Annotated in this window: 20 protein-coding genes; 16 read left to right on the top strand and 4 right to left on the bottom strand. The window is 58.5% G+C overall.

What is annotated here, in order from left to right:
- Positions 1 to 55 precede the first annotated feature (55 nt).
- The 11 genes from REA38_RS18945 (at position 56) to REA38_RS18995 (ending at position 11,535) form a co-directional block, all read left to right on the top strand.
- The gene (locus REA38_RS18945; RefSeq protein ID WP_308886430.1) at positions 56 to 1,582 is read left to right on the top strand and encodes an ABC transporter permease subunit; all 1,527 of its coding nucleotides are present in this window, start codon (positions 56 to 58) and stop codon (positions 1,580 to 1,582) included.
- A gap of 15 nt (positions 1,583 to 1,597) precedes the next feature.
- The gene (locus REA38_RS18950) at positions 1,598 to 2,389 is read left to right on the top strand and encodes an ABC transporter ATP-binding protein (protein ID WP_308886431.1); all 792 of its coding nucleotides are present in this window, start codon (positions 1,598 to 1,600) and stop codon (positions 2,387 to 2,389) included.
- Between the two features lie 32 nt (positions 2,390 to 2,421).
- Complete coding sequence (locus REA38_RS18955; protein WP_033652812.1) at positions 2,422 to 3,504, top strand: porin; 1,083 nt, start codon at positions 2,422 to 2,424, stop codon at positions 3,502 to 3,504.
- A 585-nt stretch (positions 3,505 to 4,089) separates the two neighbouring features.
- Entirely contained in the window at positions 4,090 to 4,869 is a 780-nt protein-coding gene (locus REA38_RS18960; RefSeq protein WP_048232564.1) for an ABC transporter ATP-binding protein, read from the top strand.
- 112 nt (positions 4,870 to 4,981) lie between these two features.
- Positions 4,982 to 5,674 (top strand): MgtC/SapB family protein, encoded by a 693-nt coding sequence (locus REA38_RS18965; RefSeq protein ID WP_019453282.1) that lies wholly within the window; start codon positions 4,982 to 4,984, stop codon positions 5,672 to 5,674.
- Positions 5,675 to 5,701: 27 nt separating this feature from the next.
- Positions 5,702 to 6,586 (top strand): LysR family transcriptional regulator, encoded by an 885-nt coding sequence (locus tag REA38_RS18970; protein WP_308886433.1) that lies wholly within the window; start codon positions 5,702 to 5,704, stop codon positions 6,584 to 6,586.
- Positions 6,587 to 6,847: 261 nt separating this feature from the next.
- A complete protein-coding gene (locus tag REA38_RS18975; RefSeq protein WP_033648584.1) occupies positions 6,848 to 9,028 on the top strand; it encodes a carbon starvation CstA family protein in 2,181 nt (726 codons plus the stop codon).
- 218 nt (positions 9,029 to 9,246) lie between these two features.
- Positions 9,247 to 9,450, top strand: a complete 204-nt coding sequence (locus tag REA38_RS18980; RefSeq protein ID WP_004953088.1) for a YbdD/YjiX family protein — start codon at positions 9,247 to 9,249, stop codon at positions 9,448 to 9,450.
- A gap of 21 nt (positions 9,451 to 9,471) precedes the next feature.
- Positions 9,472 to 10,434: a GTPase gene (gene yjiA, locus REA38_RS18985; protein WP_103829882.1), complete on the top strand. Its 963-nt coding sequence runs from the start codon at positions 9,472 to 9,474 to the stop codon at positions 10,432 to 10,434.
- 109 nt (positions 10,435 to 10,543) lie between these two features.
- On the top strand, positions 10,544 to 10,807 hold the full coding sequence (locus tag REA38_RS18990) for a hypothetical protein (protein WP_033636921.1): 264 nt from the start codon (positions 10,544 to 10,546) through the stop codon (positions 10,805 to 10,807).
- The gene (locus REA38_RS18995; protein WP_308886434.1) at positions 10,804 to 11,535 is read left to right on the top strand and encodes a Fic family protein; all 732 of its coding nucleotides are present in this window, start codon (positions 10,804 to 10,806) and stop codon (positions 11,533 to 11,535) included. Before REA38_RS18990 ends, REA38_RS18995 begins: the two co-directional genes overlap by 4 nt.
- 15 nt (positions 11,536 to 11,550) lie before the next feature.
- On the opposite strand, the gene REA38_RS19000 is transcribed toward REA38_RS18995, so the two are convergent.
- Positions 11,551 to 12,573, bottom strand: a complete 1,023-nt coding sequence (locus tag REA38_RS19000; protein ID WP_308886435.1) for a LacI family DNA-binding transcriptional regulator — start codon at positions 12,571 to 12,573, stop codon at positions 11,551 to 11,553.
- Positions 12,574 to 12,857: 284 nt separating this feature from the next.
- Here REA38_RS19000 and ascF point away from each other — a divergent pair, with 284 nt between their 5' ends.
- Both ascF and REA38_RS19010 read left to right on the top strand, forming a co-directional pair.
- The gene (gene ascF, locus REA38_RS19005) at positions 12,858 to 14,300 is read left to right on the top strand and encodes a PTS cellobiose/arbutin/salicin transporter subunit IIBC (protein WP_308886436.1); all 1,443 of its coding nucleotides are present in this window, start codon (positions 12,858 to 12,860) and stop codon (positions 14,298 to 14,300) included.
- A 16-nt stretch (positions 14,301 to 14,316) separates the two neighbouring features.
- Positions 14,317 to 15,747 carry a 6-phospho-beta-glucosidase gene (locus REA38_RS19010; protein ID WP_308332923.1) on the top strand — a complete coding sequence of 477 codons (1,431 nt, stop codon included), beginning with the start codon at positions 14,317 to 14,319 and terminating at the stop codon, positions 15,745 to 15,747.
- 25 nt (positions 15,748 to 15,772) lie between these two features.
- Here REA38_RS19010 and REA38_RS19015 read toward each other — a convergent pair whose 3' ends face one another.
- The 3 genes from REA38_RS19015 to REA38_RS19025 are packed head-to-tail and all read right to left on the bottom strand — an operon-like array spanning position 15,773 to position 17,346.
- Entirely contained in the window at positions 15,773 to 16,192 is a 420-nt protein-coding gene (locus REA38_RS19015; RefSeq protein WP_308886437.1) for a putative T6SS immunity periplasmic lipoprotein, read from the bottom strand.
- 22 nt (positions 16,193 to 16,214) lie between these two features.
- A complete protein-coding gene (locus REA38_RS19020; protein WP_060419572.1) occupies positions 16,215 to 16,514 on the bottom strand; it encodes a contact-dependent growth inhibition system immunity protein in 300 nt (99 codons plus the stop codon).
- A gap of 4 nt (positions 16,515 to 16,518) precedes the next feature.
- Entirely contained in the window at positions 16,519 to 17,346 is an 828-nt protein-coding gene (locus tag REA38_RS19025) for an RNase A-like domain-containing protein (protein WP_308886438.1), read from the bottom strand.
- A 504-nt stretch (positions 17,347 to 17,850) separates the two neighbouring features.
- Between REA38_RS19025 and REA38_RS19030 the strand changes: the two genes are divergently transcribed.
- The 3 genes from REA38_RS19030 (at position 17,851) to REA38_RS19040 (ending at position 20,248) form a co-directional block, all read left to right on the top strand.
- Complete coding sequence (locus REA38_RS19030) at positions 17,851 to 18,171, top strand: hypothetical protein (protein ID WP_308886439.1); 321 nt, start codon at positions 17,851 to 17,853, stop codon at positions 18,169 to 18,171.
- 164 nt (positions 18,172 to 18,335) lie between these two features.
- Positions 18,336 to 19,766, top strand: a complete 1,431-nt coding sequence (locus tag REA38_RS19035) for a DNA cytosine methyltransferase (protein ID WP_103829873.1) — start codon at positions 18,336 to 18,338, stop codon at positions 19,764 to 19,766.
- 8 nt (positions 19,767 to 19,774) lie between these two features.
- Entirely contained in the window at positions 19,775 to 20,248 is a 474-nt protein-coding gene (locus REA38_RS19040; protein ID WP_308886440.1) for a DNA mismatch endonuclease Vsr, read from the top strand.
- The last annotated feature ends 80 nt before the right edge of the window (positions 20,249 to 20,328 follow it).

Consider the following 20,328-nt stretch of genomic DNA (forward strand, 5'->3'; position numbering starts at 1 on the left):
CTCTGCCATTAGTCTTGATGCCTGGAACCTGCTTTATTATTCGCTCAGAACCAGCATGCGCTTTCTCCTCGGCATGGCCTGGTCGCTGCTGTTTTCTGTAGTATTCGCCGTGCTGGCCGCACGCTATACGCCACTGCGCCGGGTGATCCTGCCCTTCGTCAACTTTATGGAGTCGGTGCCGCTGGTAGGGTTCCTGACCTTCACGACCGTGTATTTTCTCAACCTCTACCCGCACAGCGTGATGGGGCTGGAGTGCACCGCCATCTTCGCGGTGTTTACCGGCCAGGCCTGGAACATGATGCTGACGCTGTATCAGACGCAGCGCATCGTGCCCAAGGAGCTGGATGAAGCCGCCCGCAGCTTCAATTACAACCCGTGGCAACGCTTCTGGCGGCTGGAGTTCATCTATTCGGTGCCGGGCCTGCTGTGGAACGCCATGGTGTCGCAATCCGCCGCCTGGTTCGCCCTGGTGGCCTCCGAGGCCATTCCGGTTGGCGATCGCTCGGTCGAACTGCCCGGCGTCGGCTCCTATATCGCCGAAGCGCTGGCGCAGCAGAACGTGCCGGCGATCCTGTATGCGATCGTCGCGCTGGCCGCCAACATCGTGCTGCTCGATCAGCTGGTTTTCCGCCCGCTGGTGCGCTATACCGCGCGCTTCAAATACGAAGACGTCACCGCCAGCCGGCCGCTCGGCAATCCGTGGTTCTACAACAGCCTAGCCTTCTCGCACGTCGGCGCGGCGCTCGGCCGCACGCTGCGCGCGCTGGCTGACCTGTGGCTGTTCAAGCTGCCGCGGCTGTGGTACGCCCTCGGCCTGCGCCGCCTGTTCAGGCTCACCGCCAAGGGGAACTGGCTGTGGCGCAGCCTGTGGTATCTCGGCGTGGTGCTGGCCTGCATCTGGTTCGGTTACCGGCTGTGGGAATACTTCCCCAAACAGTACTTCGCCATGCTGCCGGAATGGATGCTGCTCACCACCGCGCGCGTGGCCGCGGCCATGCTGCTCAGCGTGGCGATCTTCACGCCGCTGGGGGTGTGGATCGGCATGAATCCGCGGCTGGTGAAGATCTTCCAGCCGATCATCCAGATCCTGGCGGCCATTCCGCCCAACATTTTCTACCCGCTGATCGCCGCCTTCATCGCCATTTATCATCAGGATCTCGGCTGGTGGGCCATCCCGATGATCATGCTGGGTACCCAGTGGTACGTGTTGTTCAACGTGATCGCCGGCGTATCCGCCATTCCAACGCAGATCACCGAGGTCAGCGAAACCTTCGGGCTGCGCCGCTTCCGCTGGTGGCGCTACTACATGCTGCCGGCGATTTTCCCCTACATCGTGACGGGCATCATCTCCGCCGCCGGCGGCGCCTGGAACAGCGCCATCGCCGCCGAGGTGATCCAGTGGGGCAGCACCACCCTCAGCGCCACCGGGCTGGGCGCGTTCATTTCCGTGGTCACCGACGCCGGCAAGAACCCGGAGTCCGCGCTGGGCTGCGCCGCCATGTGCGCGCTGGTGGCGCTGTGCATCATCTTCGTCTGGCAACCGCTGTATCGCATCGCGGAAACCAAATTCAAATATGACTGATCAAGGGGGAACAACATGCTGACTCAAGAGGTGATTATCAGCGCCCGCCGGCTGAACAAGACGTTTATCGGCGAAAACAAGCGCCCCAAACCCGTGCTGCGCGACGTGACGCTGACCGTGCACGCCGGCGAGTTCGTCACCATTCTGGGGCAATCCGGCTCGGGCAAGTCCACGCTGCTGCGCATGCTGGCCGGGCTGATCCCACCGGGCAGCGGCACGCTCACGCTGGCGGGCAAACCGGTCGACGGCCCGAGCGCCAACGTCGGCATGGTGTTTCAGTCCTACGCGCTCTATCCCTGGCTAACGGTGTACGACAACATCGCCTTCGGCCTGCTGGCGCAACGGCTGCCGCCGCAGACGATCGCCGAGCGGCTGGGAGCGCTGCTGCGCCTGGTGGGCCTGACCGGCTATGAGCATGCCTGGCCGCGCGAGCTCTCGGGCGGCATGCGTCAACGGGTGGGCTTCGCCCGGGCGTTAGCGGTAGAGCCCGACCTCTTGCTGCTGGACGAACCCTTCTCCGCCCTCGATATCTTTACCGCGCAAAAACTGCGGGGCGACCTGCTGGCGCTGTGGGGAGACAACCGGCTGCGCACGCGCGCCATGGTGATGGTGACGCATGACGTCGAAGAAGCGGTGCTGATGTCCGATCGGGTGCTGATCCTGGACGCGACCAGCAAACGGATCGACGACGAATTCAGCGTCAATATCCCGCGTGCGGCGCGCAACCGGGAAAGCCTGCGGCACCTCACCGATCGGATCCGCAGCTGCCTGTACAAAAAAATCGCGCAAGCGCAATCGGCCGGTTAACGGCCCTGTTTTCATTCACTTGGGGAACTGAAATGAACCATAAAAGCGTGCTGATGACGCTGGTCATCCTGCTGCCGGCGGCCGCCACCGGCGCGGAAATCGTCAATAAAGACGGCAATAAACTGGATCTGTACGGCCAACTGAACGGCGTGCATTACTTCAGCAGCGACGCCGACAATAACGGCGACCGCTCCTATACCCGCTTCGGCTTCAAAGGCGAGACGCAGATCGGCGACGGGCTGACGGGGTATGGCCAATGGGAATATCAGGCAGGGCTCGATCAGCCGGAGAGCGCCGGGCCGGGCGACAGCTATACCCGCCTGGGCTTTGCCGGATTGACGTTCGGCCACTGGGGCAGCCTGGATTACGGCCGCAACTACGGCCTGCTGTATGACGTGGCCGGCTGGACGGACGTGCTGCCTGAATTCGGCAACGACAGCTACGAAGCGGCCGACAACTTTATGACCGGCCGCGCCAACGGCCTGCTGACCTACCACAGCCGCAGCCTGGGTGGTCTGGTCGACGGCCTGGATCTCGGCCTGCAATATCAGGGGAAGAATCGGGGAGACGACGCTCAACGGGCGAAGGATATCCAGACGCAAAACGGCGATGGCTACGCCTTTTCCGCCACCTACGACACCGGCGTGGGGCTCAACGTTGGCGCCGCTTACGCCAACTCTGCGCGCACCGTGGCGCAACAGCGCTTCGGCCTGGCTGACGGCGATCGCGCCCGGGCCTGGACCCTGGGGCTGAAATACGACCAGGACAACCTCTACCTGGCGGCAAGCTACGCGCGCACCGAGAACATGACCTACGTCGACGGCGATCGCTACGCCGGCTTCGCCCCGCGCGCAGACGCTATTGAGGCGGTCGCGCAGTATCACTTCGATTCCGGCGTCACGCCCTCGGTGGCCTACCTGCAAACGCGCGGCCGCAACCTGCCCGGCATCGGCGACGCCGATCTGGTCAAATACCTGGATCTGGCGCTGAATTACAGCTTCAACGCCAACATGTCGACCTACGTAGAGTACAAACTCAACCTGCTGCAACGGCAGAACGCCGTCGGCGCCGGCGCCGACGACATCGTCGAAACCGGCATCATGTATCAGTTCTGATCCTCATCCCGGCCGGAGGGCGCTCTCCGGCCGGTTTATTATGTGACTTTCCGCTGGCCTCTTATTCTCTCGTTTAATTCAGGTTTATATTTCCATAAAATGATGCCTATATTCATTCTCGCGCCTTCCGTTTACGCCCCGTTTAATGAATAAAGAAAATTTTTCCCGCATTCATATTAAATTACATTTTGCCGCCATAATTCGGCGTAACCACATTGAATAACAGGCTATGGCACGCGTATTATGGCCACACGAAAAATAACGGGAGAATGATATGGACGGCGACAGTTGGTTGTTTATTTTATTGTTGGAATCGCTGAGGTTACAGGAGCAATAGTCATCCCATTGCATCCTGAAAGTGTCAGGATATGAGTCAGTTATAACATCCCTTCGCTTTACCCTTCAGCCTCTGGCCTCCGCGCATGCCGCACCGGCACGCCCGATGGGCTAACCCCTCCAGCATAAGCGTATTAACAGTCCGATAACGGTCAGGCTTATTTGCACCCGCATTTATTTTACGCCTGCCCGGCGATAAATATCGGCCATTTTTCTATGCTCATATTTTTAATTGGGTGGAGACGGATCATGATGGTAAAAAAAACCACGCTGCTGACGGTCAATAACGTCAGCAAAAGCGTTCAGCCTACCGGTAAAGAGAAACGTCTGGTGCTGAATGAAATCAATTTGCGCCTTTACGACAACGAGGTCGTCAGCATTTTGGGGCAGTCCGGCTCGGGTAAATCCACCCTGCTGCGCATGCTTTCCGGCCTGATCGCGCCGGATCTGGGCACCGTGATGCTGGGGGATAAAAAAGTCTCGGGGCCGAATCCGCAGATCAACATGGTGTTCCAGACCTTCGCCATTTTCCCGTGGCTGAACGTCTACCAAAATATCGCCTTCGGGCTGCAGGCGCAGGATCTGCCGCCGCAGGTGGTCGAAGCCCAGACGCTGAAAATGCTCGATCTGGTCGGGCTCACGCCCTACCGCGACGCCTACCCGCGCGAGCTTTCCGGCGGCATGCGCCAGCGGGTCGGCTTCGCGCGCGCACTGGCGGTAGAACCGATGCTGCTGTTGCTGGACGAGCCCTTTTCCGCGCTGGACGTCTATACCGGCGAACACCTGCGCAGCGATCTGCTGCGTATCTGGAGCACGCGCCAGATCAAAACCCGCTCCATCGTGCTGGTTACCCACAGCGTAGAGGAAGCGGTGATGATGTCTGACCGCATCCTCCTGCTGGGCGCCGGCACCCTCGACGGCTGCTATCACATCACGCAGCGCCGCGAGGCGCGCACCCGCGAGGGGATGCAGCCGCTGACGGACAAAATCAGCGAGACGCTCAGCCGGCAGATCGCCGCCGCGCACTGAGCGCCGCCCTGGCCTGGCGGGACGGAACCCCGCCAACTTAACTACCTGTTTATCAAGAGTTACCCCGCCACGGGTGGCTCATGATAAGCGGATAATACATCGAGTTATTATCATGCATTTCATTCATACACTGCTGACGCTGCTGACCGCGTCCGTCCTGGGCGCCGCCATCGGCTACGAAAGACAGTTCCGCCAGCGCACCGCCGGGCTGCGCACCAACACGCTGGTGGCCACCAGCGCGGCGATCTTCGTCCATCTAGCCATGACCATCGACGGCAGCGGCGGCGCGGTGCGCGTCATCTCCTACGTGGTCTCCGGCGTCGGCTTTCTCGGCGCCGGGGCCATCATGAAGGAAGGGATGAACATCCGCGGCCTGAACACCGCCGCCACGCTCTGGGGCTCCGCGGCGGTCGGCGCCTGCGCCGGCTGCGGCCTGTACGGCGATGCGCTGGCTGCCACGCTGTTTGTGCTCGCCGCCAACACCCTGTTGCGCCCGCTGGTCAATATGGTCAACAAACAGCCCTTCAATGACGTTAACGGCGAGTCTACCTACCAGATTTGCGTCATTGCCTTCGAGCATGAGCAGCGTGAGGCGCTGGCCAAATTCAAACAGGTGCTACAAGGGGAAAACTGCTTTATCTCGCATCTGGATATCGAACCCTTCGGCGACGACGACGTGGAGATCACCGCCACCTTGATGCCGGCCTCCGTCACCACGCCGGTGCTCGACCAAACCATCAATAAATTGCTGAACGACAGCATGATGAAGCAGGCCTATTACAGCCGCATCGCCGGCTCCGGCTGATGCCTTTCACTTCCAGGGAGATCAACCATGAAAACCATGCCAAAGCTGGCTCATCTGACGATGTTCAAGGACATTGTCCACTGTGGAAGCTTGCACGAGGCCGCGAAAAAGCTGGCCATCTCGCAGCCGACGCTCAGCCGGGTGCTGAAAGAGCTGGAAATGACCATCGGCGCGCGGCTGCTGGAGCGCAGCAACCGCGGCGTGCGCCTGACGGCGGTCGGCGAGCTGTTTTACCGGCGAATAGATGCCGCCACCAATCAGTTGCTCAATGCGTTTGACGAGCTGCGCGGCCTGAGCGCTGACGGCGAGAAGCGACTGCGGGTGGGGATGAGCGTCGATCCGCTGCTCTGCTATCTGCCTCAGGTGCTCGAAGGCTTCAACCGCCGCTACCCGCATACCCGGGTGACGGTGGTGGAGGACGGCCCGGAAGGCCTGCTGGCCCAGCTGCGAAACTGCGAGCTGGATTTGGCGGTCAGCAGTCTGAACGGCGCGGCGGGCGGCGCCGATCTGGCCATGCAGGCGCTGAAAAGCGAGCGCTTCTCGCTCTATCAGGGGGGCGATCTTACCGCAGCCGGGCAGCCGCCGGCCGAGGCCAAATGGGTGGTGCCGCGCTCCTGCTCGGTGGGGCATGCCGCCATCCGCGAGATCGCCGAACGCTACACGCCGCACGGCCAGATCGTCGAGACCGACTCCTTTCTGGCGACCTGGTGCCTGGTCAGGCAGCAGGGCTATATCGCGCTGCTGAGCGATCGGGTGGTCGCGCACTACGCCCCGCAGCTGCACCTGCAGAAAATCCCGACGCAGGAGATAGACATCAGCGCGCGCTTTTACGTCTTTACCCGCCATGAGCCGGCCACGCCGCCGCTCAGCGCCGCGTTTATCCACCTGCTACAGGCCATGCAGACGGCCTGAGGAGACAGGCCGTCGCCCGCCGGCGGCCAAATCTCTTCTCCAGGCCGCCAACCGCTTACCCCGCCAATCCAACCGTTCACCCGGCGGATCTGACCGCTGACCGAAATACGCCTGTCTTCCCCCCTTACCCCCGGCGATGATGAGCTGTTCCTAAACCCGCCTTACCTCGGGAAAGACGCTACGGCTCGCCGCGCCACTCTGACATCTCATACAAGCGGATGAGTTCATTCATATTTTGCAGACTGGAATTAAGGATACCTCATGAAACGAGAGGGGATTTTAAAGCACATTCCGTGGATGCTGCTGGGGATACTCGGCGCAGCCTGCCTCGGCGTGGTGGCGCTGCGCCGCGGCGAACACATCAGCGCGCTGTGGATCGTCGTCGCTTCGGTGGCGGTGTATCTGGTGGCCTACCGCTACTACAGCCTGTACATCGCCACCAAGGTGATGAAGCTGGACGCCGGCCGCGCCACGCCGGCGGTGGTCAACAACGACGGCCTCAACTACGTGCCGACCAACAAGAACGTGCTGTTCGGCCACCACTTCGCCGCCATCGCCGGCGCCGGGCCGCTGGTGGGGCCGGTGCTGGCCGCGCAGGTCGGCTACCTGCCCGGCACGCTGTGGCTGCTGGGCGGCGTGGTGCTGGCGGGGGCGGTGCAGGACTTTATGGTGCTGTTCATCTCCTCGCGCCGCAACGGCGCCTCGCTCGGTGAGATCATCAAAAAAGAGATGGGGCCGATACCGGGCACCATCGCGCTGTTCGGCTGCTTCCTGATCATGATCATCATCCTGGCGGTGCTGGCGCTGATCGTGGTGAAAGCGCTGGCGGAAAGCCCGTGGGGCGTGTTCACCGTCTGCTCCACCGTGCCGATCGCGCTGTTTATGGGCATCTACATGCGCTACCTGCGCCCCGGCCGCGTGGGTGAAGTGTCAATCATCGGCATCGTGCTGCTGGTGGCCGCCATCTGGTTCGGCGGCGTGGTGGCGCACGACCCGTACTGGGGCCCGGCGCTGACCTTTAAAGACACCACCATCACCTTCACGCTGATCGGCTACGCCTTTGTCTCCGCCCTGCTGCCGGTGTGGCTGATCCTGGCGCCGCGCGACTACCTGGCCACCTTCCTAAAAATCGGCGTGATCGTCGGGCTGGCGATCGGCATCGTGATCCTCAACCCTGAGCTGAAAATGCCGGCGGTCACCCAGTTCGTCGACGGCACCGGCCCGGTGTGGAAAGGTACCCTGTTCCCGTTCCTGTTCATCACCATCGCCTGCGGCGCGGTCTCCGGCTTCCATGCGCTGATCGCCTCCGGCACCACGCCGAAGCTGCTGGCCAATGAGACCGACGCGCGCTTTATCGGCTACGGCGCGATGCTGATGGAGTCCTTCGTCGCCATCATGGCGCTGGTGGCGGCTTCTATCATCGAGCCGGGCCTGTACTTCGCCATGAACACCCCGCCGGCGGCGCTGGGCATCACCATGCCGGATCTGCACCGCCTGGGCACCGAAGACGCGCCGATGATCATGGCTTCGCTGAAGGACGTCACCGTGCACGCGGCGGCGGCGGTCAGCTCCTGGGGCTTCGTCATCAGCCCGGAACAGATCCTGCAGACCGCCACCGACATCGGCGAACCTTCGGTGCTGAACCGCGCCGGCGGCGCGCCAACGCTGGCGGTGGGTATCGCCCACGTGTTCCACCAGATCATTCCGGGCGCCAACATGGGCTTCTGGTACCACTTCGGCATTCTGTTCGAGGCGCTGTTCATCCTGACCGCGCTGGACGCCGGCACCCGCTCCGGCCGCTTTATGCTGCAGGATCTGCTGGGCAACTTCGTGCCGTTCCTGAAGAAAACCGACTCGCTGGTGGCCGGCATCGTCGGCACCGCCGGCTGCGTCGGGCTATGGGGCTACCTGCTGTATCAGGGCGTGGTGGATCCGCTCGGCGGCGTGAAGAGCCTGTGGCCGCTGTTCGGCATCTCCAACCAGATGCTGGCCGCCGTGGCGCTGGTGCTGGGCACCGTGGTGCTGATTAAGATGAAGCGCACCCAATACATCTGGGTGACCGTGCTGCCGGCGGTGTGGCTGCTGATCTGCACTACCTACGCGCTGGGGCTGAAGCTGTTCAGCGACAACCCGCAGTTGGAAGGCTTCTTCTTCCTGGCCGGCGAGTACAAGCGCAAGATCGCCGAAGGCGGCGCCGAGCTGAGCGCCCAGCAGATCGCCAACATGAACCACATCGTGGTGAACAACTACACCAACGCCGGGCTGAGCATTCTGTTCCTGCTGGTGGTGTACAGTATCATCTTCTACGGGGTGAAAACCGCGATGGCGGCGCACAAGAACCCGAAACGCACCGATCAAGAAACGCCTTACGTGCCGGTGCCGCAGGCCGCGCCCGCCGACGGCGTAACTGAGGGGGAGGTCAAAGTTTCGACCCAGCATTGATGTGATTTAACGGATACCCTGCATAATAAACGTTAAGTAGTACCCAAAGCCGCACGGCCTGTACATCGCAAGATGCCAGGCGTGCGGCGCGATGCAATCGAGATACCCGGGGCGACCCGGAGGTGGGGCATCCCTGCGGGAACCCCATCCCCCGGCTTCCCCTAATATCAGGCTTAAGCAAGCGCTGTAGTGATGCAGGGTAAAGTTGGAGAAGGCTTATGTTCGGAAATCTCGGCCAGGCGGGGAAGTATCTCGGGCAGGCGGCGCGCATGTTGGTGGGCGTGCCTGACTACGATACCTACGTCCAGCACATGAAAGACAACCACCCGGACAAGCCGGTGATGACCTATAAAGAATTTTTCCGCGAGCGCCAGCAAGCGCGCTACGGCGGCGACGGCAAAGGCGGCATGCGCTGCTGTTAACCCGCAGTCACAAGGACCCGTATGAAACCCATCGCAGTCACCATCCTGACCGGCTTTTTGGGCGCCGGCAAAACCACCCTGCTGCGCCACATCCTGAACGCCGAACACGGCTATAAAATCGCGGTTATCGAGAACGAGTTCGGCGAAGTGCCGATCGACGACGCGCTGATCGGCGATCGCGCCAGCCGCATCACCACCCTGAGCAACGGCTGTATCTGCTGCAGCAAGTCCAACGAACTGGCGGATGCGCTGCTGGATCTGCTGGACGGCGCCGACAGCGGCCAGCTGGCGTTCGATCGGCTGATCATCGAATGCACCGGCATGGCCGATCCCGGCCCGATTACCCAGACCTTTTTCTCGCACGAGATCCTGTGCGAGCGCTTCCTGCTGGACGGCATCATCACCCTGGTGGACGCGGCGCACGCCGAGCAGCAGCTGAGCCAGTTCAGCATCGCCCAGGCGCAGGTGGGCTACGCCGACCGCATCCTGCTGACCAAAACCGACGTGGCGCCGGACTGCGAGGCGCTGATCCAGCGGCTGCAGCGGATGAACGCCCGTGCGCCGGTCTACAAGGTAACGCACGGCGACATCGATCTGAGCGTGCTGTTCGACATCGAAGGCTTTACGCTGAACGACAAACTCAACCTGACGCCGCCCGCCCCGCTGTTCCGCCGCATCCCGCAGCCGCAGAGCGACATCCGCTCGATCGTGGTGACGCTGGAACGCCCGCTGCCGCTGATGCAAATCTCCGACGTGATGGAAGGCCTGCTGCTGGAATACGCCGACAACCTGCTGCGCTACAAAGGCATTCTGTCTATCGAAGACGAGCCGCGCCGCCTGCTGTTCCAGGGCGTGCAACGGCTGTATAACGCCGACTGGGATCGGGAGTGGCTGCCGGAGGAAGAGCGCAAAAGTACGCTGGTGTTTATCGGCGTGGATCTGCCGGAGGAGGAGATTCGGGGAAGGATTGGGGGGTTGGGGTAAGGGCGAAAAACCGCGCCCATGGGGCACGCTGACGCATTGCAACGCGCTGCGCTTTAGCGACATCGCCGTGTTGGTATGCTAAAATATGACCAATAATGGAGGATGCCCCGTGACCCAAAGAGCTATCGTTAGCGTTGCCAGTTATGTTCATCAACTGGCTAAAGACCATGAAATTACACATTACCGCGACGGCATGAGCCGTATGGCGGTGGCCATTACCGGCCTGGCTGACGACGCTGTCGAATTGGATGAGGTGGAACAATTACTGGTTAACCTTAAACGAAAGGGTATCCTGACCAAGTCTGAAATTCTCAGCCTTCAGGGGCGTTATTTCCGCGAACAGAGGGCCGTTCGCAAGAAATTCAAAGCATGATGTTTGATCCTTTCGGCGATTTTGATGCCAACGGCTATCTGCAAAATAGCCTGAAGCTTAAAGATCCCGATGAAATAAAAAAGGCAGAACATCTTTCATTCGAATTAAGCATCGAAGACGCCCTCAACTACCTCGACCAAACGCAGCGCATAGGTTACCCGTCTATTCTGAAAGTTCACGAAATCCTGTTCTCTGGTTTCTATCCTTGGGCGGGAAAAGACAGAAACACGCTGGTCCCCCATCTTGCCGTCTTCAAAGGCTCAAAGAATGAACCGCGCCATACGGTCTTCGAACGTCCTGATTCTATCCGCAGGGCCGTTGATTATGCGCTGCGGCTGGCAGCAGACGAACAACGCTTCAGGGAACGGCCAGGGGAAGTCATGGGATTATTGGCTTTCGCGCATCCCTTTCTGGACGGCAACGGCCGCACGATTTTGTTAGTTTTCATGGAGCTCAGCTTCCGTGCCGGGTTCAGCATTAACTGGGCAGAAACGAATAAGCATGACTACCTCCAGGCTTTGACTGACGAGATAAACGCCCCCGCTCAAAGACATCTCGACCAATATCTGCAACCTTTTGTCATCGACATAGCCAGCCGCGATGATTGGCCAACCATCATCGGTGGAATAAAAGGCCTGGATGGCTTGGATAAAGAAAATATCTCCTACGGCAGCATGGACGATCCTGAAGTACAGAAAATTTATATAACTTACCGTGGCGAACAATAAGCCAATCCGACCGTTTTACCTCTTTTGAAAATACGGCCCCGCCGCCACCGACTCGCGCTCGATCAGGCTGGCCGGGAAGCTGGGGCGCTTGCTCAGCTCGCCGCCGTCCAGCATCGACAGCAGGCGGTTGATGGTCTCCTGGATCATCTCGGTGACCGGCATCTTCATGCTCGACAGCGACGGCACGGTATAGGGCGCCAATGGGATGTCGTCGAAGCCGATGACCGATACCGCCTCCGGCACCGCCACGCCACGCTCTGCCAGCCGCTTCATCGCGCCGATGGCCATCTCGTCGTTGCCGGCGACGATGGCGCTGAACGGCTGCCCGCCGGCCAGCAGCGCATCGACCGCCGCCACGCCGCTTTGCGCGTGCCATTTCCCTTCGACGATCAACGCCTCGTTAACCGCAATGCCCTGCTGCGCCAGCGCGGATTTGTAGCCGGAAAGCCGCTCCAGCCCGGTGGGGGAATCGAGCGAGCCGGTGATAAAGGCGATGTCGCGATGCCCACGCGCGATCAGGTGCGCCACCGCCGCCGCGCCGGCGGCGTGCTGATCGCTGAAGATGCAGTAGCTGTCGTTCAGCCGCAGCCGCCGGTTGATCACCAGAATCGGCTGGCGGTGTTGGGAGACGATCTCGTCCATTTCCGCGATCGACAGAAAACGCGGATAGATGATCACCCCGTCGCAGCGCAGATCCAGCAAAAACTGAATGGCGGCCCGCTCCTCTTCGGCGGTGTGCTTGCCGTCCGCCAGGATCAGTTGGCGGCCGTTCGCCTCCATGATGCGCGCCGACTGCGCCATCAGTTCGCTGAAGTAGTTGCCGCTGTAGAGGGTGTTGGTGACCACCAGGCCGAGGGTTTGGGTGGTGTTGGTCGCCAGGCTGCGCGCCAGCAGGTTGGGCCGATAGCCGGTTTCCGCGATGGCTTTATCCACCAACGCGCGCTTCTCCTCGCTGACATAGCCGCTGCCGGACAAAACGCGCGACACCGTCGCCTTTGAAACACCGGCCTTTTTCGCCACCTCGAGTATCGTTGCCATCTGTGCGCCGCCAAAATCCATGGGTTCAGCGCAGTCTACCCAAGACGCCCGGCGTTTGGAACGCTTTCACGCCCCTGAGCGTCGGTGCGCACTAACCTCTGACGATCCAGATCACGAAAACGAAACACCAAAAATCATAGTTCTTGCCAACCACAAAACACCAATACATGATTTTGTGAAACCGGTTTCTTATGGGCGTTTCATACGGATGGAACGACGGATCGCCCAAGCAGTAAATATGCGCCTTTGGGCTATCCGAATTGCTATCTGAGAGACGACACGCCATGCCGAAGAACTACGCAGAGATCTCGCACGCCATCGTGGCCGCCCTGGGCGGCGCGGGCAATATCGAGGCCGTGACCCACTGCATGACCCGCCTGAGATTCGTGGTGAAAGACAAAACGCGGATCGACACGCCGGCGCTGAAGGCCATCGACGGCGTGCTGGGTGTGGTGCACAGAGGCGAGCAGTGCCAGGTGATCATCGGCAACGAGGTGGCCAAGGCCTATCAGGCGGTGCTGACGCTCGGCATGCCGGGCGCGGCGGCCCCCGCCGCCCCGGTGAAACGCCAGCTCACCCTGAAGGGCATCGGCGCCGGCATTCTCGATGCGCTGGTGGGCACCATGTCGCCCCTGATCCCCGCCATCATCGGCGGCTCGATGGTGAAGCTGCTGGCGATGATCCTGGACATGGCCGGGGTATTCGAGAAAGGCTCCTCGACCCTCGTCATCCTCAACGTGATCGGCGACGGCGCATTCTTCTTCCTGCCGGTGATGGTCGCCGCCTCGGCGGCGCTGAAGTTCAAAACCAACATGTCATTGGCGATCGCCATCGCCGGGGTGCTGGTGCATCCCAACTTTATCGATCTGATGGCCAAGGCGGCGCAGGGCCAGGCGGTGGAGTTCGCCTTCATCCCGGTGACGGCGGTGAAATACACCTACACGGTGATCCCGGCGCTGGTGATGACCTGGATCCTGTCGCACATCGAACGCGGGGTGGATCGCATCACCCCGGCGGTGACCAAGAACTTCCTCAAACCGATGCTGATCGTGCTGATCGCCGCGCCGATCGCCATTCTGCTTATCGGGCCGCTCGGCATCTGGATCGGCAGCGGCATCTCTGCGCTGGTCTACACCGTGCACGGCTATCTGGGCTGGCTCTCCGTGGCCATCATGGGGGCGATTTGGCCACTGCTGGTGATCACCGGCATGCACCGGGTGTTTACCCCGACCATCATCCAGACCATCGCCGAGACCGGCAAAGAGGGCATGGTGATGCCTTCGGAGATCGGCGCCAACCTGTCGCTGGGCGGCGCTTCGCTGGCGGTGGCGCTGAAAACCAAGAACCGCGAGCTGCGCCAGACCGCGCTGGCCGCCGCCGCCTCCGCCATCGTGGCGGGGATTTCCGAACCGGCGCTGTACGGCGTGGCGGTGCGCCTGAAACGGCCGCTGATCGCCAGCCTGATCAGCGGCTTCGTCTGCGGCGCGGTCGCCGGCATCGGCGGCCTGGCCAGCCATTCGATGGCCTCGCCCGGGCTGTTCACCAGCGTGCAGTCCTTCGATCCGGCCAACCCGATGAGCATCGTGTGGGTGGTGGCGGTGATGGCGCTCTCGGTGGTGCTGTCGTTCGTGCTCACGCTGATGCTGGGCTTCGAGGATCTGCCGGAAAACGCCGCCGCGCCCGGCCAAACCGCACCGGCGGCGAACGCCGCCAGCGCAACGCATTGAGACACCAGAGGATTGCATGTCTGACTCAACATTCCCGACAGGATTTTTATGGGGCGGCGCTTTAGCCGCCAACCAGGCGGAAGGCGGCTATCGCGAGGGCGGCAAAGGGCTAACCACCGTCGATATGATCCCGCACGGCCCGCACCGCATGGCGGTCAAACTAGGGCTGGAGAAGCGCTTTAGCCTGCGCGACGACGAGTTTTACCCCAGCCACGACGCCATCGATTTCTACCACCGCTACCGCGACGACATCGCGCTGATGGCGGAGATGGGCTTTACCGTGTTCCGCACCTCCATCGCCTGGAGCCGGATTTACCCCAACGGCGACGAGCTGACGCCCAACCCCGAAGGCATCGCCTTCTACCGCAGCCTGTTCGAAGAGTGCCGCCAATACGGCATCGAGCCGCTGGTGACCCTGTGCCATTTCGACGTGCCGATGCACCTGGTGACCGAATACGGTTCCTGGCGCAGCCGCAGGATGGTGGAGTTCTTCACCCGCTACGCCCGCACCTGCTTCGAAGCCTTCGACGGGCTGGTGAAATACTGGCTGACCTTCAACGAGATCAACATCCTGCTGCACAGCCCGTTCTCCGGCGCCGGGCTGGTGTTTGAAGCGGACGAAAACCCCGAACAGGTGAAATACCAGGCCGCGCACCACGAACTGGTGGCCAGCGCGCTGGCGACGCGCATCGCCCACGAAGTGAACCCCGCCAACCAGGTGGGCTGCATGCTGGCCGGCGGCAACTTCTACCCGTGGTCCAGCAAGCCGGAAGACGTGTGGGCCGCGCTGGAGAAAGACCGCGAGAACCTGTTCTTTATCGACGTGCAGGCGCGCGGCGCTTACCCCTCCTACGCCGCCCGCGTCTTCCGCGAGAAAGGCGTGAGCATCGCGATGGCGCCGGAAGACGCCGACATCCTGAAGCACACCGTCGACTTCGTCTCCTTCAGCTACTACGCCTCGCGCTGCGCCTCCGCCGACATGAACGACAACAACAGCAGCGCCGCCAACGTGGTGAAATCGCTGGCAAACCCGCACGTGCCGCGCAGCGACTGGGGCTGGGGCATCGATCCGCTGGGGCTGCGCATCACCATGAACATGATGTACGACCGCTACCAAAAGCCGCTGTTCCTGGTGGAAAACGGCCTGGGCGCGCACGACGAGTTCAATGCAGCAGGCGAAATTGAGGACGACTACCGCATCAGCTACCTGCGCGAACACATCCGCGCCATGGCCGACGCCATCGCCGACGGCGTGCCGGTGCTGGGTTACACCACCTGGGGCTGCATCGACCTGGTGGCCGCCTCGACCGGCGAAATGAGCAAGCGCTACGGCTTTGTCTACGTCGACCGCGACGACCAGGGCAACGGCACTCTCGCCCGCACCCGCAAGAAATCGTTCTGGTGGTATAAAAAGGTGATCGCCAGCAATGGGGGGGATTTGGGGTAGATTTGGGGTAGGTTTGGGGTTGGGGTTAGCGTGGGGAGCGGAGGGCTTCCAACCTAAGTTGATTGCCTTCCTGCTGCACAACGAATTCGGAGACGAATTCACGCGCAGAGGGAAACTCGCCCGCCTGCCGTTTCTTGAGGGAGACCAGCTTCGCGGAGAAATGGTATTGCTGCCCCGGCGTAAATACGTAGCCCTCATCAGGAACGCACTGATTGGGGGCGACATCCCGCAGCGGATCGAAGAATTTGAATGTGCGGCTCTGCGCCTCATCCAATCGGTAGATCGAGATGCCCGCGAGCTTTTCGTCCCCCTGCGGCTGAACGGTGATGCATACTTTGCCCTCACGCAAGCCGGCGGTAGCGGAGTAGTCTACGGGGACGCGATCGCCTATCGACGGGCAACCGGCGAGCAGGAAAGGGAATGCGAGGGGGAAGATCCGTTTCATGATTACCTCAAACGCTGGGACTTCATTTGGTATGCGTCAATGACTTCGCGAGGGCACTACGCACCTGCTGCAAAAACGCGGGAACCGTTGTGCCCCATAGCTCCGGGCTGAAGGTAAAGCCGAAACGTTGTCTGAACAATGACCCCACATTATCCTGCGCCAATAACGCATCTATCTCATTGACCAAAGCCTCGCGCTGCTGATGAGTCGCCAGACGAATGTACTCTGCGATCAGCGCAGTAATATCGCCCTCTGCATTTATCAGGTCATAATCTTGGCCAAAATAAACGACGATCAGGTTATCAAGTTCGCTGGTTTTCATCGGCTTATCTCGCAGGGAAGGCGCTAAGGATAAAGTAAGGTTTGCCATTATAGCGGGTAAATTCAATCACGACGCCAACCCGATGACATTGATAGACGTCAGTGCTGCCGCGTAACACGCCATAACCCACTGATTCTGTGAAATTGTGATACACGCTCAAACGGCTGCCGGGAGACGCGTACTTCATCCAATTCACAATATCTGCGCGGTTCGCCTTTACCGTGACAGAAACATACTTTTCGGCCTCCTTTACCGATCTGAAGGTGCTTGCTGCGATCAGTTTCGGACGCCTGGCTAGCCTGGCAATAAGCGCTTCCGGAGCTATGTTTATATGCCGAACCAATGTGTGCCCGCCCGGATATTTACCGCTAACGGACTCATGCTCAATCAGCTTAACCCGCCCCATGCGCACGGATGCGGCTCTGGCTGCGCCAACCGCTCCGGCAAAGACAAAAGGAACGGCAATATCGACCGTTAAACCGACGTTATAGGCCGTTTCCCTATCGGCACCCAATGTTTGCGCCAATAAAACGGCAGACTGATAAGTGTCAGTCGTCGTTGGTTGCCCGGTAATCATCTGATTGGAAGCTGCCTTGATGCTGTCCAGGCTATGCGTTCCCACCACCACGCACCCGACTTTGGTGATAAACGTCGGATTCGGCGCATAGCACAATACCCCAGCCCCCATCAGCTCAACGACACTGCCGGCAAGCCCCAAACCGCCAAGCAGACGGTTACTGAGCGTTTCACCTTCAGTGACGCTTTCATCAGACAGCACCGCCGCAAGCTGCACCGGCGACAGGGCAATGCGCAATTCATCTTCATTCGCCATGTTCGTTCATCCGTGAATTAGCAAAGACGTATGATTAACATAAGCTCTAGAAAGGATAAATACTGGAACGGTTAACGCTTCGCAGCGCGTATAGAGGATTACCGTGCATAACATTCATTTAGGGAATGGAATTATATTCGCTATATATAGGCGACATTACAAATATAAAAGGCCACCATAAATAACTGCGAGCTGCATTCCAATCCTAAAAGAAAATAAACTGTAATTCTATACAGCTTATTTTTTCCTTTTACTGATAACGCTATAGTTTTTCCGCTGCGGCAAAATCCGCAGCCGGAGTTAGCGTTCCGAATCCCCCAACCCTGTTCGAATATGGTATAAATTCGAGCATGCCGATGCACACCCAAACAATGGTGGCTCGGACGGTGCTTCCTCCGGGAAGGCCGGTATCCGTTGGGGCCGGTACGCTAACGCCGTTCGAGCTACCACCCGAGTTTAGCGTCTCTTCTGGTAGCGGTATTTCTCCCAATGGAAATAGCCGATATGGAAAACACAAACTTACCCAACGCTTCTGAAACCATCCCCAACACCCTCACCCTCTATCGCCAACTGTTTAACCACCTCGATCTCAGCGCTTTCAATCCCTCAGAACTCTTAGACCTGGCCGCACTCTCTGCCGAGCAAGCGGAAGGTCTGTGCCACGGCCTGATGCTGTTCGGCCATTTACTGCAAAAGCACCCGCAGTTGGATACCGAAGGCTGGGAACAGTTGAATCGTTATCTCAGCACCACGGCGCATCTGGTTCCTGCGTTGTGTAACCTGTATGGGCGGGCGTTGCGGGAGATGGAAGGCGTAGAACGATGAACTGTAGTAGCAGTGCTGGCCTTTGACCAGCACTGCTACACTAAACTCATTATCTACACCCAGACCTGAAGGAAATCTACTGGATATTTATCCATACACCTTTTAACTGGGTATAGTGAGTGATAAACTATCACTAAGTCGTTCCACATTTGGAAAATGTTATTATGCAAGAGTTCCAAGAGTATGCCAGAAAGCTGCGTGTCGAAGCAGAACATCAGCAACATACCAGACAAGAGCAAGACAAAGCTCTGGTCGAAAAGCTGGTAGAAATTTACGATCAAAAAGCCATAGCTGAGCTTTTGCGTGAGGTCAGCGGGAGCTACGAGTGGACTCGTGAGTCACTCAATCGTTGGCTGAAGGGGAAAACCCCACAAAAAGTTTTGACTGAAGAAGAGTTCAAGTTACTTAGATCGATGTTGCCGGAGCCTTCCCGGTTTCACCCCAACTATAAATTCCGCTTTATCGATCTGTTTGCTGGCATAGGTGGCATTCGCAAAGGTTTTGAGGACATCGGTGGGCAGTGCGTGTTTACCAGTGAGTGGAACAAAGAGGCTGTCCGTACCTACAAAGCAAACTGGTACTGTGATCCTGAACATCACAAATTTAATTCAGATATACGTGAAATAACTCTTAGCGAAGATAATGATGTCTCCGTTCAGGATGCATACAAAAATATAGATAAAGAAATCCCTGATCACGATGTCTTACTCGCAGGCTTCCCCTGCCAGCCATTCTCCCTTGCAGGGGTATCCAAGAAGAACTCACTTGGCCGTGCTCACGGTTTCGAGTGTGAGACTCAGGGTACATTGTTTTTTGATGTTGCACGAATCATTGCGGCCAAAAAACCCGCAATCTTTCTATTAGAAAACGTTAAGAATCTTAAAAGTCATGATAAAGGAAAAACATTTAAAATTATCATGGAAACGTTAGATGAATTAGGTTATGAAGTTGCTGATGCTCAGGCTTCAGGCCCCAGCGATCCTAAAATCATCGATGGAAAAAACTTTTTGCCTCAACATCGTGAACGTATCGTGTTAGTGGGATTCCGCCGTGATCTCAATATTCATAGTGGTTTTACATTGAACGATTTACATCGTTTCTTCCCAGAGAATCGCCCATCTTTCGGTGAGCTATTAATAGAAAACCCACCTGAAAAATATATTCTTACGGAGCATCTATGGAAGTATTTGTATAACTACGCAAAAAAACATCAGGCTAAAGGAAATGGCTTTGGTTTTGGCTTAGTCGATCCGAAAAACAAGACAAGTATTGCCAGAACGCTCTCTGCACGCTATCACAAAGACGGTTCAGAGATTCTCATCGACAGGGGCTGGGACATGAAGCTCGGTGAAACAAATTTCTCAGATCCCAAAAACCAAGCCAACAGACCACGCCGTTTAATGCCCAAAGAATGCGCCAGAATTATGGGTTTTGAAAAACCTGATGGCGAATCATTCCGCATCCCTGTTTCAGATACTCAGGCATACCGGCAGTTCGGTAACTCGGTCATTGTTCCCGCTTTTGCAGCCGTTGCTAAGTTGCTTGAACCTTACATTGTTTCTGCTGTTGAAAAAGATGACAGTAAAGCTGCTTGAGGTGAAAAATGGCTGATGTGCATCCCCCCGCAGTCAGAAGTAAGAATATGCGGGCCATACGCAATCAAAATACAGCCATTGAGAAAATGCTATCCCAGCTTCTGGACGAAGCAGGGATAGCTTACCGAACTCAAGCTACAGACCTACCAGGTAAACCTGATTTTGTTCTCGATGAATATAAAGCCGTCATCTTTGTGCATGGATGCTTCTGGCATCACCATGATTGCTATCTGTTCAAGGTACCAGCTACAAGAACAGACTTTTGGCTAAAAAAAATTGATTCAAATGTGAAACGAGATAATAAAGTCAAGAAATTATTATCAGAGCAAGGGTGGCGTGAGTTGATTATCTGGGAGTGCGCCATGAAAGGACGGCTCAAGCTTTCAACCGGCGCACTTTCAGAAAGAATTGAAGAATGGTTATGCGCAAGTGAGCACCACGCCTGTGTAGATACTAAAGGCATTCATCATCTAAATGACTAGTTCACTAACCTTTCATTCTGCATAGGGAAAACCCAGCCAAAATCAAAAATATCATCTTCTATCATCGACATCTATCTTAC

Origin of the sequence: Serratia sp. MF1(2023), assembly GCF_030954545.1 — a bacterium.
GTDB lineage: Bacteria > Pseudomonadota > Gammaproteobacteria > Enterobacterales > Enterobacteriaceae > Serratia > Serratia sarumanii.